This is a genomic window from Bacillus sp. FSL K6-1366 (assembly GCF_037976695.1).
Lineage (GTDB): Bacteria > Bacillota > Bacilli > Bacillales > Bacillaceae > Bacillus > Bacillus subtilis.
On record NZ_CP150268.1, the window covers coordinates 3903338 to 3918232 of the forward strand.

Annotated in this window: 17 protein-coding genes; all 17 read left to right on the forward strand. The window is 41.7% G+C overall.

Going from position 1 to position 14895, the window contains the following annotated elements:
- The first annotated feature begins 10 nt into the window (after window positions 1–10).
- The 17 genes from cheY (at window position 11) to rpsB (ending at window position 14850) form a co-directional block, all read left to right on the forward strand.
- Entirely contained in the window at window positions 11–373 is a 363-nt protein-coding gene (gene cheY, locus MHI44_RS20335) for a chemotaxis protein CheY (protein WP_014476812.1), read from the forward strand.
- A gap of 14 nt (window positions 374–387) precedes the next feature.
- Window positions 388–1047: a flagella biosynthesis regulatory protein FliZ gene (gene fliZ, locus MHI44_RS20340; RefSeq protein ID WP_014479789.1), complete on the forward strand. Its 660-nt coding sequence runs from the start codon at window positions 388–390 to the stop codon at window positions 1045–1047.
- A complete protein-coding gene (gene fliP / locus MHI44_RS20345) occupies window positions 1040–1705 on the forward strand; it encodes a flagellar type III secretion system pore protein FliP (protein ID WP_003245692.1) in 666 nt (221 codons plus the stop codon). The genes fliZ and fliP overlap by 8 nt, the downstream gene beginning before the upstream one ends.
- A 14-nt stretch (window positions 1706–1719) precedes the next feature.
- The gene (fliQ, locus tag MHI44_RS20350; RefSeq protein ID WP_003220888.1) at window positions 1720–1989 is read left to right on the forward strand and encodes a flagellar biosynthesis protein FliQ; all 270 of its coding nucleotides are present in this window, start codon (window positions 1720–1722) and stop codon (window positions 1987–1989) included.
- A 7-nt stretch (window positions 1990–1996) separates the two neighbouring features.
- The gene (gene fliR, locus MHI44_RS20355; RefSeq protein ID WP_339202570.1) at window positions 1997–2776 is read left to right on the forward strand and encodes a flagellar biosynthetic protein FliR; all 780 of its coding nucleotides are present in this window, start codon (window positions 1997–1999) and stop codon (window positions 2774–2776) included.
- Window positions 2776–3858, forward strand: coding sequence for a flagellar biosynthesis protein FlhB (gene flhB / locus MHI44_RS20360; RefSeq protein WP_014479790.1), 1083 nt, complete (start codon window positions 2776–2778; stop codon window positions 3856–3858). The genes fliR and flhB overlap by 1 nt, the downstream gene beginning before the upstream one ends.
- A 32-nt stretch (window positions 3859–3890) precedes the next feature.
- Complete coding sequence (flhA, locus tag MHI44_RS20365; protein ID WP_003231947.1) at window positions 3891–5924, forward strand: flagellar biosynthesis protein FlhA; 2034 nt, start codon at window positions 3891–3893, stop codon at window positions 5922–5924.
- Window positions 5924–7024 carry a flagellar biosynthesis protein FlhF gene (flhF, locus tag MHI44_RS20370; protein WP_017694879.1) on the forward strand — a complete coding sequence of 367 codons (1101 nt, stop codon included), beginning with the start codon at window positions 5924–5926 and terminating at the stop codon, window positions 7022–7024. The genes flhA and flhF overlap by 1 nt, the downstream gene beginning before the upstream one ends.
- Window positions 7015–7911 carry a flagellum location/number ATPase FlhG gene (gene flhG, locus MHI44_RS20375; protein WP_010886507.1) on the forward strand — a complete coding sequence of 299 codons (897 nt, stop codon included), beginning with the start codon at window positions 7015–7017 and terminating at the stop codon, window positions 7909–7911. Before flhF ends, flhG begins: the two co-directional genes overlap by 10 nt.
- 1 nt (window position 7912) lies before the next feature.
- Window positions 7913–8986, forward strand: coding sequence for a protein-glutamate O-methylesterase CheB (cheB, locus tag MHI44_RS20380; RefSeq protein WP_014476816.1), 1074 nt, complete (start codon window positions 7913–7915; stop codon window positions 8984–8986).
- Window positions 8987–8991: 5 nt separating this feature from the next.
- Complete coding sequence (cheA, locus tag MHI44_RS20385; RefSeq protein ID WP_339203592.1) at window positions 8992–11010, forward strand: chemotaxis protein CheA; 2019 nt, start codon at window positions 8992–8994, stop codon at window positions 11008–11010.
- A 21-nt stretch (window positions 11011–11031) separates the two neighbouring features.
- Complete coding sequence (gene cheW, locus MHI44_RS20390) at window positions 11032–11502, forward strand: chemotaxis protein CheW (protein ID WP_003231938.1); 471 nt, start codon at window positions 11032–11034, stop codon at window positions 11500–11502.
- An 18-nt stretch (window positions 11503–11520) separates the two neighbouring features.
- On the forward strand, window positions 11521–12150 hold the full coding sequence (cheC, locus tag MHI44_RS20395; RefSeq protein ID WP_003231935.1) for a CheY-P phosphatase CheC: 630 nt from the start codon (window positions 11521–11523) through the stop codon (window positions 12148–12150).
- A complete protein-coding gene (gene cheD / locus MHI44_RS20400; protein WP_014476818.1) occupies window positions 12147–12647 on the forward strand; it encodes a chemoreceptor glutamine deamidase CheD in 501 nt (166 codons plus the stop codon). The genes cheC and cheD overlap by 4 nt, the downstream gene beginning before the upstream one ends.
- Window positions 12648–12669: 22 nt before the next feature.
- Window positions 12670–13434, forward strand: a complete 765-nt coding sequence (gene sigD / locus MHI44_RS20405; RefSeq protein ID WP_003220911.1) for an RNA polymerase sigma-28 factor SigD — start codon at window positions 12670–12672, stop codon at window positions 13432–13434.
- Between the two features lie 28 nt (window positions 13435–13462).
- The gene (swrB, locus tag MHI44_RS20410; protein WP_014476819.1) at window positions 13463–13966 is read left to right on the forward strand and encodes a swarming motility protein SwrB; all 504 of its coding nucleotides are present in this window, start codon (window positions 13463–13465) and stop codon (window positions 13964–13966) included.
- Window positions 13967–14109: 143 nt separating this feature from the next.
- The gene (gene rpsB, locus MHI44_RS20415; RefSeq protein WP_003220918.1) at window positions 14110–14850 is read left to right on the forward strand and encodes a 30S ribosomal protein S2; all 741 of its coding nucleotides are present in this window, start codon (window positions 14110–14112) and stop codon (window positions 14848–14850) included.
- Window positions 14851–14895 lie beyond the last annotated feature (45 nt).

Sequence of the window (14895 nt, forward strand, 5' to 3'; positions counted from 1 at the left end):
GAGATAGATTATGGCACATAGAATTTTAATTGTAGATGACGCAGCATTTATGCGAATGATGATTAAAGATATTTTAGTTAAAAATGGTTTTGAAGTTGTGGCGGAAGCTGAAAATGGAGCACAAGCGGTAGAGAAATATAAAGAGCATTCACCTGACCTTGTTACTATGGATATCACGATGCCAGAAATGGATGGTATTACAGCATTAAAAGAAATTAAACAAATTGATGCGCAGGCAAGAATCATCATGTGTTCTGCTATGGGACAGCAATCAATGGTTATTGATGCCATTCAGGCCGGCGCTAAGGATTTCATTGTGAAACCTTTCCAGGCTGACCGTGTGCTTGAAGCAATCAACAAAACATTAAGTTAAAGGGTGTACGACTGTTGAAAAAGAGTCAATATTTTATTGTTTTTATTTGTTTTTTCGTTTTATTCAGTGTACATCCGATTGCTGCTGCCGCGGCAGACTCTGATAATTCAACTGTAAACGAATGGTTTCAAAAGAAAGATGAAAAAACTGCAGATCAATCAGAGCAAAAGAAAGAAAAAACAACAAAAACTGCTGATGAGACGGAGGGAGCGGCTGCTCCTTCTGTCTCAGCTTTTGATTTTGTAAAGATGATTTTCGCTTTACTGTTTGTTATCGCGCTGATTTACGGGCTGGTTAAGCTCATGAACAAAAGAAATCGGCTCCTAAAGCCTTTTCAATATGTTGAAAATATTGGCGGCACATCGGTCGGCCAGAACAGATCCATACAATTGATCAAGGTCGGGAAAAGTGTGCTCGTCGTCGGTGTAGGAGAGACGATCCAGCTGCTGAAAGAAATTGAGGATGAAAAAGAGATTGAAGTCATTCTCAGTCAGCATGAAGAGGCAATGTCAAGCAAAATAGAGTGGCAAAAGTTTGTGAAGCCGCTTAAGAGTTCTGAACATCAGCCGCAGCAAAAACTGCCTTCATTTTCAAAAGCATTAAAAGAGCAACTTGAAGAGTTAAAACAAAACCGTTCTGAAGGAAAGAAGAAAGGCCCACGTCATCATGAATGAGTTTATAAATATTTTCAGTTCAAGCGATCCGGAAAACGTAAGTTCGACTGTTAAATTACTATTATTGTTAACTGTATTTTCAGTGGCGCCTGGAATATTGATTCTTATGACTTGTTTTACTCGCATCGTCATTGTTCTGTCATTTGTCAGAACTTCACTTGCGACGCAATCTATGCCCCCAAACCAGGTTCTAATCGGGCTTGCGCTGTTTTTAACATTTTTTATTATGGCTCCTACTTTTTCAGAAATTAATAAAGAAGCGCTGACCCCATTAATGGACAACAAAATCAGCTTGGATGAAGCGTATACGAAAGCTGAGGAACCGATTAAAGAATTTATGAGTAAACACACAAGGCAGAAGGATCTGGCGCTGTTTATGAATTACGCGAAAATGGATAAACCTGAATCATTAAAGGATATTCCGTTAACAACAATGGTTCCGGCTTTTGCCATATCGGAGCTTAAAACAGCATTTCAAATAGGTTTTATGATTTTTATCCCTTTTTTAATTATAGATATGGTAGTGGCGAGCGTCTTGATGTCAATGGGAATGATGATGCTGCCTCCAGTTATGATTTCTCTGCCCTTTAAAATATTACTTTTTGTTTTGGTAGACGGCTGGTATTTAATTGTGAAATCTTTGCTTCAGAGCTTTTAGGGTAGGTGCTAAACGTGAGTTCAGAATTTGTAATTTCTATGGCGGAAAAAGCCGTATACGTAACGCTGATGATCAGCGGGCCATTATTGGCTATTGCTTTACTGGTCGGTTTAATTGTCAGCATATTTCAGGCGACAACTCAAATCCAGGAACAGACTTTGGCGTTTATTCCGAAAATCGTGGCGGTTCTCCTGGCTCTCATTTTTTTTGGTCCGTGGATGCTGTCGACGATTCTTTCATTTACAACAGAGCTGTTTTCTAATTTAAATCGTTTTGCAGGGTAATGTAGAGATGAATTCAATTATTGACTTATTTCCTACTTTTTTATTGGTTTTTATTAGAATCTCTGCTTTTTTTGTAACGATTCCGCTATTTGGACATCGAAATGTGCCAGCTGTTCATCGCATAGGTTTTGCTTTTTTTCTTGCGGTCATTTGTTTCAGCACCATTGATAAACCGCCCTCTTTGGAGATAGATGGGCACTATATGCTTTTGGCGTTTAAAGAAGCTTTGGTCGGCCTATGTCTGGGTTTAATTGCTTATATGATGATTGCCGCAGTGCAGATTGCCGGCTCGTTTATTGATTTTCAAATGGGATTTTCAATAGCAAACGTTATTGATCCGCAAACCGGTGCACAAAGTCCGTTGATTGGCCAGTTTATCTATACCATGGCACTTTTGTTTATGCTGAGTGTCAATGCCCACCATTTGCTGCTGGATGGTATTTACTACAGCTTCCAGTATATTTCAGTTGATCAGGCATTTCCGAATTTCGGCGATGAAAAGTTTGCCTATTTTATTGCGAAAAGCTTTAATGCAATGTTTATTATCGCTTTTCAAATGTCAGCGCCTGTTGTGGCCAGTTTGTTTCTAGTTGATTTAGCATTAGGTATCGTTGCTCGAACTGTTCCGCAGTTAAATGTATTTGTGGTCGGTCTGCCTTTAAAGATCGCTGTCAGTTTCATCATGCTCATTGTATGTATGTCCGTTATCTTCGTCGTTGTCCGGAATGTTTTCAGCTTAACGATTGAAACGATGCGGAATCTTTTAGCATTGGTCGGTGTTTCTTAATGAAGCTTAGAGTTGACCTGCAGTTTTTTGCGGGAGAGAAGACAGAAAAAGCCACTCCGAAAAAACGGAAGGATACGCGAAAAAAGGGGCAGGTAGCCAAAAGCTCGGATGTCAATACCGCCGTTTCTTTACTGGTAATATTCCTTTCGCTTATTGCAATTGGTCCGTATATGAGAGACAGGCTGCTGTCATTCATAGAAACATTTTATACCGAATCGCTCACAATGAAGCTCTCAGAATCAAATGTGCATACATTGTTTGTCAGCTTATTAAAGGATATGGGCATAATACTCGCACCGATTTTGCTTGTTGCTCTTGTTGCAGGAGTCGTAAGCAACTATATGCAGGTTGGGTTCTTATTTTCTGCTGAAGTGATACAGCCTAAGCTTGAAAAACTGGATCCGATCAAAGGCTTTAAACGAATATACAGTATGAGGGCGATTGTAGAGCTGATTAAATCAATTTTGAAAATCGTAGTCGTCGGTTTTGCGGCTTTTGCTGTGCTTTGGCTGCATTATGGAGAAATTCTCCGGCTTCCTCTCCTGACACCCGAAGAGGCACTATCTTTCGTTTCAAAACTCACTTTGTGGATGGGACTAAGCGGTGCAGGTGCATTGTTGATTCTTGCTGGTCTTGACTATTTATATCAGAGATTTGATTATGAGAAAAATATCAAAATGTCAAAACAAGATATAAAAGACGAGTACAAAAAATCTGAAGGTGACCCGATTATTAAGTCTAAAATTAAACAAAGACAGCGGGAAATGGCTATGAGGCGGATGATGCAGGAAGTTCCAAAAGCAGATGTCATTATCACAAACCCGACTCACTATGCGATTGCTTTGAAATATGATGAAGAAAAAATGGACGCTCCTTATATTGTTGCAAAAGGTGTCGACCACCTGGCGTTAAAAATCAGGAAAATTGCTAAAGAGCATGATGTCATGATGGTAGAAAACAGACCGCTTGCCCGTGCGTTATATGATCAGGTGGAAATTGACCAGGCAGTGCCGGAAGAATTTTTTAAAGTTTTAGCAGAAATTCTGGCTTACGTATATAAAACAAAACAAAAAGTATATTGAATTTTTCGAATTAAAAGGAGAGAAAAAACAGCATGTCAACAAGAGATTTATCCGTTTTAATAAGTGTTGTCCTCATTGTGGCGATGCTGGTGATTCCATTTCCTCCATGGCTGTTAAGTATTTTGATCATAATTAATATTTCTCTTGCGTTGATCGTGCTTCTCACCACAATGAATATGCAAGAAGCGCTTCAGTTTTCGATTTTTCCGTCACTGCTGCTGCTTTTAACCCTATTTCGTTTGGGCTTGAATGTCTCAACTACCCGTTCAATTCTTTCACACGGTGAAGGAGGGAAAGTCGTCGAGACTTTCGGAAATTTCGTTGTCGGCGGAAATGTATTAGTTGGACTCGTTGTATTTATCATCCTTATTATTATTCAGTTTATCGTCATTACAAAAGGTGCTGAACGTGTTTCCGAGGTTGCAGCAAGGTTTACGCTGGACGCAATGCCGGGGAAGCAGATGAGTATTGATGCTGATTTAAACGCAGGGATGATTACCGAACAGGAAGCGAAGCATCGCCGCGAAAAAGTGGCAAGAGAAGCAGACTTTTATGGAGCAATGGACGGTGCCAGTAAATTTGTAAAAGGTGACGCCATTGCCGGAATCATCATTGTGATGATCAATATTATTTTCGGAATCGTGATCGGAATGCTTCAGCAGGGCATGTCCATTCAAGAGGCTGCTTCACACTTTACGATGCTGACTGTAGGGGATGGAATTGTTTCGCAAATCCCGGCACTGTTAATTTCTACGGCTACGGGTATTGTGGTCACAAGAGCTGCCTCTGAAGGAAACTTAGGGCATGACATTACAGGCCAGTTGTTTGCGTATCCAAAGCTTTTATACGTCGCAGCAGCTACGATCATGCTTTTAGGTATTTTCACTCCGATCGGCATCCTTCTGACGGGGCCGCTTGCGGGATTGCTTGCTTTTGGCGCATATACACTATCTAAATCAGGTAAGGAAAAAGAAGAAGTGGATGAGATTCTTGAGGAAGAGGCTGAGGTGGACGAGCTTAAAAGCCCTGAAAGTGTTGTTCAGCTTCTGCATATAGATCCGATAGAATTTGAGTTTGGATATGGCCTGATACCGCTTGCTGATGCCAATCAAGGCGGTGATTTATTAGACCGAATTGTTATGATACGCCGTCAGTTGGCTTTGGAACTCGGGCTTGTCATTCCTGTCGTGCGAATCAGAGATAATATAGCGTTGCAGCCTAATGAATACCGATTGAAAATTAAAGGAAACGAAGTAGCAAAAGGCGAGCTGTTGCTTGATCATTATTTAGCGATGTCGCCTACTCCTGAGGACGATCTCATTGAAGGGATTGAAACAGTGGAGCCTTCATTCGGGCTGCCGGCTAAATGGATTAGCGAAGCGGTAAAGGATGAAGCCGATATGCTTGGTTATACAGTAGTTGATCCTGCATCAGTCGTTTCAACGCATATTACGGAGAAAATTAAGCAGCATGCCCACGAATTGATCGGAAGGCAGGAGACAAAACAGCTGATCGATCACTTGAAAGAATCGTATCCAGTCCTGGTTGAAGAGGTTACGCCGAATCCATTGTCTGTCGGTGATATTCAGAAAGTGCTTGCTAAGCTTTTAAAAGAAAAAGTTTCAATTCGAAACTTAGTAACGATTTTTGAAACACTTGCTGACTATGGGAAATTAACAACAGATTCTGATCTCTTGACAGAGTATACAAGACAAGCGCTTGCTAAACAAATTACAGCCCAGTTTGCCAAAGAAAATGAAGTATTGAAGGTTGTTACTTGTTCGGGCCGTGTAGAAAAAGCAATAGCAGACGGTGTGCAGCAGACGGAACACGGGAACTATTTATCACTTGAACCAGATATTTCAGAAAGTATAGTACGCTCTGTCGCCAAAGAAGCTGAACAGCTCTCATTACGTCAGGAAACCGCGATTCTTCTTTGCTCGCCGCCTGTCAGAATGTATGTGAAGCAGCTTCTGGAACGGTACTTCCCTGATCTTCCGGTACTCTCTTATAACGAACTTGAGGCGAATGTTGAGGTACAAAGCATTGGAGTGGTGGATATTTAATGAAAATAAAAAAATTTACTGCTGCTTCAATGCAAGAAGCGGCACTTCTCATCAGAAAAGAGTTAGGTAATGAAGCGGTCATATTAAATTCGAAAAAAATTAAAAAGCGAAAATGGTTTGGCCTCGTCAACAAGCCTGCTGTTGAAGTAATCGCCGTATTGGATCAGGACTTTCTTGAGAAAAAAACGCCTCAGAAGGCAGCTGAACCGAAACAAACATTAAAAACTCCGGTCAGCAGTCCGAAAATAGAGGAGAGAACATATCCCCCTCAAATTCCGGCGCAACAGGAGCTAGGTGATTTTTCAGCATATCAATCTGTACTTCCTGAGCCGCTGCGAAAAGCAGAAAAGCTTTTGCAAGAAACAGGGATCAAAGAGTCTACGAAAACGAACACTCTGAAAAAATTGCTTCGCTTCTCTGTTGAAGCAGGCGGCTTGACTGAAGAAAATGTTGTCGGCAAACTTCAGGAAATACTATGCGATATGCTGCCCGCAGCAGACAAGTGGCAGGAGCCAATTCATTCAAAATATATCGTTCTCTTTGGTTCAACAGGAGCTGGTAAAACAACTACACTTGCTAAACTCGCAGCCATATCTATGCTTGAAAAACATAAAAAAATCGCTTTTATTACAACAGATACGTATCGTATTGCAGCTGTTGAACAGTTGAAAACATACGCTGAACTGCTGCAGGCTCCTCTGGAAGTTTGCTATACAAAAGAAGAATTTCAGCAGGCGAAGGAGTTATTTTCTGAGTATGATCATGTGTTTGTTGATACAGCCGGAAGAAACTTCAAGGACCCGCAATACATTGATGAATTGAAAGAAACGATTCCTTTTGAGAGCAGCATTCAGTCATTTCTTGTTTTATCCGCGACTGCAAAATATGAAGATATGAAGCATATTGTCAAACGGTTTTCATCCGTCCCTGTCAATCAGTATATTTTTACGAAAATAGATGAAACGACTTCCTTAGGTTCTGTATTTAATATACTGGCAGAATCAAAAATAGGTGTCGGGTTTATGACAAACGGACAGAATGTGCCTGAGGATATACAGACTGTATCTCCACTTGGTTTTGTGAGGATGCTGTGCAGATGAACAGATATGACCAAGCAGCAACTTTACGGGCGAAAATGGAAAAACGTGAGCGCGTTCTGCCGATGGTTTATTCACAAAAAGCGAAGACACTTGCTGTCATCAGCGGCAAGGGCGGTGTCGGAAAATCCAATATTACCTTAAATATGGCACTTGCGCTGCAGGATAAAGGTAAGAAGGTGCTGCTCATCGACCTTGATATCGGGATGGGGAACATTGATATATTAATAGGAAATTCATCGTCTGCCACGATAATCGATGTTTTAACCGATCGTAAGCCTTTGCTGCAGTCATTATCCGTTGGCCCAAAGGGTTTGCGGTATATATCAGGGGGAACCGGTCTTGATGTGATGTTTCAGCTCGATCAGAGAAAATGGACGTTTTTTGCCAATGAACTTTCTCATGCATTAAGCCAGTTCGATTATGTGCTGTTTGACATGGGAGCAGGCTTATCAAAAGATCAACTGCCTTTTATTTTATCAGCAGAAGATATTTTGATTATAACAACTCCCGAGCCGACGGCCATTATGGACGCATACAGCGCTGTCAAGCACTTGGTTTTGACAGAAAATAAGCTTTCAATGAAGGTGGCTGTCAATCGGTGCCGTGACCAAAAGGAAGGGCTTGACGCTTTTGCCCGCCTCTCCCGTACAATTCATATGTTTTTGGATGTTCAGGTTCAGTTTGCCGGTTCCGTTTCTGACGATGTGATCGTGAGCAAAGCGGTTGTCGAACAGGTTCCTTTTTTCATAAAAAGCCCTCAGGCAAAAGCCAGCCGGTCAGTCCGTATTTTAGCGGACGCCTTGTTTGAAAGAGAAGAAACGAGACACAAAGAAGACAAACAGACATTTATTGAGAAATTATCTTCTTTTTTAATGAGGAGGGCTTAATTTGATTCGTGTGCTTGTAGTTGATGATTCAGCTTTTATGAGAAAAATGATAAGTGATTTTCTGACCGAAGAAAAGCAGATAGAAGTAATCGGAACTGCGAGAAACGGAGAAGAAGCGCTTAAGAAGATTGAATTATTAAAACCGGATGTTATTACTCTTGATGTTGAAATGCCGGTCATGAATGGGACAGATACGCTCCGCAAAATTATTGAGATTTATAACTTGCCGGTCATTATGGTGTCGAGCCAGACCGAGAAAGGTAAAGAATGCACAATTAATTGTTTGGAGATCGGTGCCTTTGATTTTATCACAAAGCCATCAGGCTCAATATCTCTGGATTTATACAAAATTAAAGAACAATTAGTTGAGCGTGTCGTCGCGGCAGGACTTTCCGGCAAGCGGAAACGTCCTGTTTCCCAGACAGTTCGGCCCGAACCTATTGTGCGTGCTGTCGTTAAGCCTGAATTAAGCAAACCGAAACCTGGCACGGGCAGACAAATTGTGTGTATCGGCACATCAACAGGCGGTCCACGAGCGTTACAAAAGGTGATACCGAAGCTCCCTAAGGATTTGAACGCACCAGTGGTTGTCGTACAGCACATGCCTGAAGGGTTTACTGCTTCTTTGGCTGATCGGCTGAATCATTTATCTGACATTCAGGTAAAAGAAGCAAAAGATGGTGAAGCAGCTCTTAACGGCTGTGTTTACATAGCACCGGGCGGAAAAAACATATCCGTTATTAAAAACAGCGAAGGACTCCAGATTGTGCTTGATAACCATGACACACCAAGCCGTCATAAACCATCTGCTGATTATTTATTCCGTTCTGTCGGGAAACTGACAGATTATGAAAAAGTAGCGGTTATCATGACCGGAATGGGCAGTGACGGCACTGCTGGGCTAAAGGACATGCTAACAGCCGGCAATGTGAAAGCCATTGCGGAGTCTGAAGAATCTTGTGTCGTATACGGGATGCCAAAAGCTGCTGTTAAAGCGGGTCTCATTCATGAGATTAAACATGTGGAAGATATCGCAGCATCCATCACAAGCTGTGTGAAAAAAGAGAGGGTGTGATTCAAATGGATATGAATCAGTATTTAGATGTCTTTATTGATGAGAGTAAAGAACATTTACAAACATGTAATGAAAAGCTTCTTCTTTTAGAGAAAGACCCGACTGATCTTCAGCTCGTACATGATATATTCAGGGCTGCCCATACATTAAAAGGAATGAGCGCAACGATGGGCTACACGGATTTAGCACATCTTACCCATCTGCTTGAAAACGTGCTGGATGCAATCCGAAACGGAGACATGGAAGTCACCTCAGACTGGCTGGATATTTTGTTTGAAGCTCTGGATCACCTGGAAGCAATGGTTCAGTCTATTATTGATGGCGGGGATGGTAAAAGAGATATCTCAGAAGTGAGTGCCAAGCTTGATGTGAATGGTGCGCACGCTGAATCCGCTGCCTCCGCGGAACCTGCAGAAGCACAGAGTTCAGCATCTGATTGGGAATATGATGAATTTGAACGCACAGTTATACAAGAAGCGGAGGAGCAAGGCTTCAAACGATATGAAATCAAGATTTCTCTGAACGAAAACTGTATGTTAAAAGCAGTTCGTGTCTATATGGTGTTTGAAAAACTAAATGAAGTCGGAGAAGTAGCCAAAACAATTCCAAGTGCTGAAGTGCTTGAAACAGAAGATTTTGGAACTGACTTTCAAGTTTGTTTCTTAACACATCAATCAGCGGAAGACATTGAACAATTAATCAATGGTGTGTCGGAAATTGAGCATGTTGAAGTCATTCATGGGGCTCCTTTAACATCAGCTGAAAAGCCTGAAGAATCTAAGCAAGAGGATTCACCAGCAGCAGCTGTACCTGCGAAGCAGGAGAAACAAAAACAGCCTGCTAAAAACGATGAACAGGCGAAGCATTCAGCCAGCGGATCTAAAACAATTCGTGTCAACATTGAGAGGCTTGATTCTTTAATGAACTTATTTGAAGAGCTTGTCATTGACCGCGGGCGTCTCGAGCAGATTGCGAAAGAGCTTGAGCACAATGAACTGACTGAAACGGTTGAACGAATGACGAGAATTTCCGGAGATTTGCAATCGATTATTCTGAATATGAGAATGGTCCCGGTTGAAACCGTTTTTAACAGATTCCCGAGAATGATTCGCCAGCTTCAGAAAGAGCTGAATAAAAAAATTGAACTCTCGATCATCGGTGCGGAAACTGAACTGGATCGTACAGTAATTGATGAAATCGGAGATCCACTCGTTCACTTGATCAGAAACAGTATTGACCATGGTATCGAGGCGCCGGAAACACGTTTGCAAAAGGGAAAACCGGAATCAGGAAAAGTTGTGCTTAAAGCTTATCACAGCGGCAACCATGTCTTTATCGAAGTAGAGGATGACGGCGCAGGCCTTAATCGCAAAAAAATTCTGGAAAAAGCGCTTGAGCGCGGGGTCATAACGGAAAAAGAAGCTGAAACCTTAGAAGACAACCAAATTTACGAATTGATTTTTGCTCCGGGGTTCTCAACTGCTGACCAAATTTCTGATATTTCCGGCCGCGGTGTCGGACTTGACGTTGTAAAAAACAAACTGGAGTCTCTTGGCGGTTCAGTCAGTGTAAAATCAGCCGAGGGTCAAGGCTCTCTATTCAGCATCCAGCTGCCGCTTACCTTGTCTATTATTTCAGTTCTGCTGATTAAGTTGGAAGAAGAGACATTTGCCATTCCGATTTCTTCAATCATTGAAACAGCAGTTATTGACAGAAAAGACATTTTGCAAACGCATGACCGTGAAGTGATTGACTTTAGAGGGCATATTGTCCCTGTCGTTTATTTAAAAGAAGAGTTTAAAATAGAAGATACAAGAAAAGATGCGGAACAGCTCCATATCATTGTCGTGAAAAAAGGCGATAAACCTACTGCATTTGTGGTGGACTCCTTTATTGGCCAGCAGGAAGTTGTGCTGAAATCACTCGGAGATTATTTAACAAACGTCTTTGCAATTTCCGGAGCTACTATTTTAGGAGACGGAGAAGTAGCGCTCATTATTGATTGTAATGCACTGATTATTTAACCATTCGAGGAGGTGTCTCACATGACTGCAGAAATTAAAACAGGCGAAAAAATGATAGTCTTTATGGTAAATGGCAAAGAATATGCCATTTCCGTCACTCAGGTGAAATCAATTGAAAAATGGCAAAAGCCAACGAGGGTACCTGGCGTTGAACCATATATTTGTGGGGTAATCAATTTACGCGGGGTGGTGACTCCGGTTATTGATTTAAGAAAACGCCTGAATTTGCCAGAGTATGAAATTACCGATGAAACACGAATTATCATTATTGCTTATCGTGATATTGAAGTCGGCTGGATTGTGGATGAAGCGAATGATGTGATTACCGTACACGAAAGTGAAATAGAATCTGCTCCAGAAGGCGTTCAGAAAGATACGGATGTGTCGATCGAACAGATTGTGAAACAAGAGAACAGACTCTTAAATATTATTGATGCGAACGCGGTTTTGGATAAAGAATCATCTCAGTCCGCTGTGCCCGATCAAGCTTAATCTTAAAGGGGTTATGACATGAGTATTTTTAATGGAATCAAAGAAGAGCAGATGGACATTTTGCGGGAAGTCGGCAATATAGGCGCCGGCCACTCCGCCTCTGCAATGGCCCAGCTGTTAAATAGAAAGATAGATATGGAAGTCCCATTTGCAAAGCTGCTGTCTTTTGATGAGCTTGTTGATTTTTTCGGCGGCGCCGATGTCCCGGTTGCCAGCATCTTTTTAAGAATGGAAGGCGATTTAACGGGTTCAATGTTCTTTATAATGCCTTTTTTTCAGGCGGAGCAGTTTATCAGAGAGCTGATTGGAAACCCCGATTTTGACATAGAGGACTTAGGTGAAGACCACATGAGCTCATCCGCTTTGCATGAACTGGGCAATATTTTAGCGGGGTCATATTTAACAGCTTTGGCGGATTTGACGAAACTCCAGCTCTATCCAAGTGTTCCTGAAGTCTCATTGGACATGTTCGGAGCTGTGATCAGCGAAGGGCTGATGGAGCTCAGTCAGGTTGGAGAACACGCCATTGTTGTCGACACGTCAATTTTTGACCAAAGCCATCAGCAGGAGCTGAAAGCGCATATGTTTATGCTGCCGGACTATGATTCATTTGAAAAGCTCTTTGTCGCCTTAGGTGCATCATTATGAGTACAACTGAGGCTGTTGTTATAAAGGTTGGGATTGCTGACGTGAAGATCGCCCGCTTCCCGGATACCATCCGGACCTCTGGTTTGGGCTCATGTGTGGGGCTGGTGCTTTATGATAAAGAAAAGCAAACGGCGGGTCTTGTTCATGTCATGCTTCCGGATTCGACGTTATCGAAAACTGCCGAGCTCAACCGGGCTAAGTACGCTGACACCGCCGTAAAGACCACGATTGATATGCTGATAGAAGCGGGATGCCGGAAATTTGCATTAAAAGCAAAGCTGGCCGGCGGATCAGAGATGTTTAAATTTAAATCGACAAATGATTTGATGAAGATCGGACCGAGAAATGTATTAGCGATAAAAGAACAGCTGTCTTTATTTAATATTCCTATTATTAGTGAAGATACGGGCGGCTCAAGCGGCCGGACGATAGAATTTGAACCGAAGTCCTGCATGCTGCATATTCGAACTGTTAAACAAGGTGAAAAAACGATTTAATTAAGGTATTAGGGGGATAACAATGCAATCCTTGAATTATGAAGATCAGGTGCTTTGGACGCGCTGGAAAGAGTGGAAAGATCCTAAAGCCGGTGACGACTTAATGCGCCGTTACATGCCGCTTGTCACATATCATGTAGGCAGAATTTCTGTCGGACTGCCGAAATCAGTGCATAAAGACGATCTTATGAGCCTTGGTATGCTTGGTTTATATGATGCCCTTGAAAAATTTGATCCCAGCCGGGACTTAAAATTTGATACCTACGCCTCGTTTAGAATTCGCGGCGCAATCATAGACGGGCTTCGTAAAGAAGATTGGCTGCCCAGAACCTCGCGCGAAAAAACAAAAAAGGTTGAAGCAGCAATTGAAAAGCTTGAACAGCGGTATCTTCGGAATGTATCGCCCGCGGAAATTGCAGAGGAACTCGGAATGACGGTACAGGATGTCGTGTCAACAATGAATGAAGGTTTTTTTGCAAATCTGCTGTCAATTGATGAAAAGCTCCATGATCAAGACGATGGGGAAAACATTCAAGTCATGATCAGAGATGACAAAAATGTTCCGCCTGAAGAAAAGATTATGAAGGATGAACTGATTGCACAGCTTGCGGAAAAAATTCACGAACTCTCTGAAAAAGAACAGCTGGTTGTGAGTTTGTTCTACAAAGAGGAGTTGACACTGACAGAAATCGGACAAGTATTAAATCTTTCTACGTCCCGCATATCTCAGATCCATTCAAAGGCATTATTTAAATTAAAGAATCTGCTGGAAAAAGTGATACAATAATGAATTTCATGGTTAGCGAGTGAAAAACATGTCAACACTATTATGGCTTTTAAGCTTTACGCTCCACGGCGTTCTTCTGTACGCTGTCATTATCCTGTATACGAGGCTCGCTGCAGTGAAAGAAACAGAAAAACAGCAAAAACAGATACTTGAAGAGACGGAAAACACCTTGGCGGCATTTCTGCTTGAATTAAAAGAAGAAAATGAGAAACTGATAGAAAATAAAGCTTCATCTGCAAGTCAATCAGATGAAGAATCCCAAAAGCCAGGCCTTCAGCCCTCTGAAACATATCAAGAGCGGGATCCAGTTCAAGAGGCAGAGAATCTTCCTGAACATATTGAAGGTCTGATTACAGAGGTTGACCGTCGGGAAGAGATCGTAAACAGTGAGGTCCAATCATTTGAAGACCAGGTCATAGAATTATATGAACAGGGATATTCGGCAAGTCAAATTGCCCAGAAAATGAAGAGCGGAAAGACAGAAATCGAGCTATTTTTAAAATTTCGCTCCAAAGGTGTAAAGGATTCTTGATTGTCGGATAAAGCTGTGTTATATTATGTCTTGGTGTTAAATACACACGCTTAACGATTTATGCAGAGGGTGCTGCAGGCGGCAGTTCTGCACAAAAATGACCTAAGCGGAGGAAAAAAACCATTATATTAGGAGGAAATAACATGTCAGTCATTTCTATGAAGCAATTGCTTGAAGCTGGTGTTCACTTCGGTCACCAAACACGCCGCTGGAACCCAAAAATGAAGCGTTACATTTTCACGGAGCGTAACGGAATCTACATCATTGACCTTCAAAAAACAGTCAAAAAAGTAGAGGAAGCTTACAACTTCACTAAAAATCTTGCTGCTGAAGGCGGAAAAATCCTTTTCGTCGGAACAAAAAAACAAGCTCAAGATTCTGTTAAAGAAGAAGCTCAACGCTCTGGCATGTACTATGTCAACCAACGCTGGTTGGGCGGTACATTAACAAACTTTGAAACAATCCAAAAACGTATTAAACGTCTTAAAGACATTGAAAAAATGCAAGAAAACGGTACGTTTGATGTACTTCCTAAAAAAGAAGTCGTTCAATTGAAAAAAGAATTAGAGCGTCTTGAAAAATTCCTAGGCGGAATTAAAGATATGAAGGATCTTCCTGATGCATTATTCATCATCGATCCTCGCAAAGAGCGCATCGCTGTTGCGGAAGCTCGCAAATTAAACATCCCTATCATCGGTATCGTAGATACTAACTGTGATCCAGATGAAATCGATGTTGTTATCCCAGCGAACGATGACGCTATCCGCGCTGTTAAACTTCTAACTTCTAAAATGGCAGATGCAATCTTAGAAGCGAAGCAAGGCGAAGAAGAAGCGGAAGTTGCTGAAGAAACTGCACCAGAAACAGAAACAACAACTGCGTAACCTATTCAAAAGGTGATAAGAGGGACTGCCTTTTATCACCTTTTT

Coding starts and splice junctions, on each gene's coding strand:
- cheY (WP_014476812.1), top strand. CDS start 11: ATGGCACATAGAATTTTAATTGTAGATGACGCAGCATTTATGCGAATG.
- fliP (WP_003245692.1), top strand. CDS start 1,040: ATGAATGAGTTTATAAATATTTTCAGTTCAAGCGATCCGGAAAACGTA.
- fliR (WP_339202570.1), top strand. CDS start 1,997: ATGAATTCAATTATTGACTTATTTCCTACTTTTTTATTGGTTTTTATT.
- flhB (WP_014479790.1), top strand. CDS start 2,776: ATGAAGCTTAGAGTTGACCTGCAGTTTTTTGCGGGAGAGAAGACAGAA.
- flhA (WP_003231947.1), top strand. CDS start 3,891: ATGTCAACAAGAGATTTATCCGTTTTAATAAGTGTTGTCCTCATTGTG.
- flhF (WP_017694879.1), top strand. CDS start 5,924: ATGAAAATAAAAAAATTTACTGCTGCTTCAATGCAAGAAGCGGCACTT.
- cheA (WP_339203592.1), top strand. CDS start 8,992: ATGGATATGAATCAGTATTTAGATGTCTTTATTGATGAGAGTAAAGAA.
- cheW (WP_003231938.1), top strand. CDS start 11,032: ATGACTGCAGAAATTAAAACAGGCGAAAAAATGATAGTCTTTATGGTA.
- cheC (WP_003231935.1), top strand. CDS start 11,521: ATGAGTATTTTTAATGGAATCAAAGAAGAGCAGATGGACATTTTGCGG.
- cheD (WP_014476818.1), top strand. CDS start 12,147: ATGAGTACAACTGAGGCTGTTGTTATAAAGGTTGGGATTGCTGACGTG.
- sigD (WP_003220911.1), top strand. CDS start 12,670: ATGCAATCCTTGAATTATGAAGATCAGGTGCTTTGGACGCGCTGGAAA.
- swrB (WP_014476819.1), top strand. CDS start 13,463: ATGTCAACACTATTATGGCTTTTAAGCTTTACGCTCCACGGCGTTCTT.
- rpsB (WP_003220918.1), top strand. CDS start 14,110: ATGTCAGTCATTTCTATGAAGCAATTGCTTGAAGCTGGTGTTCACTTC.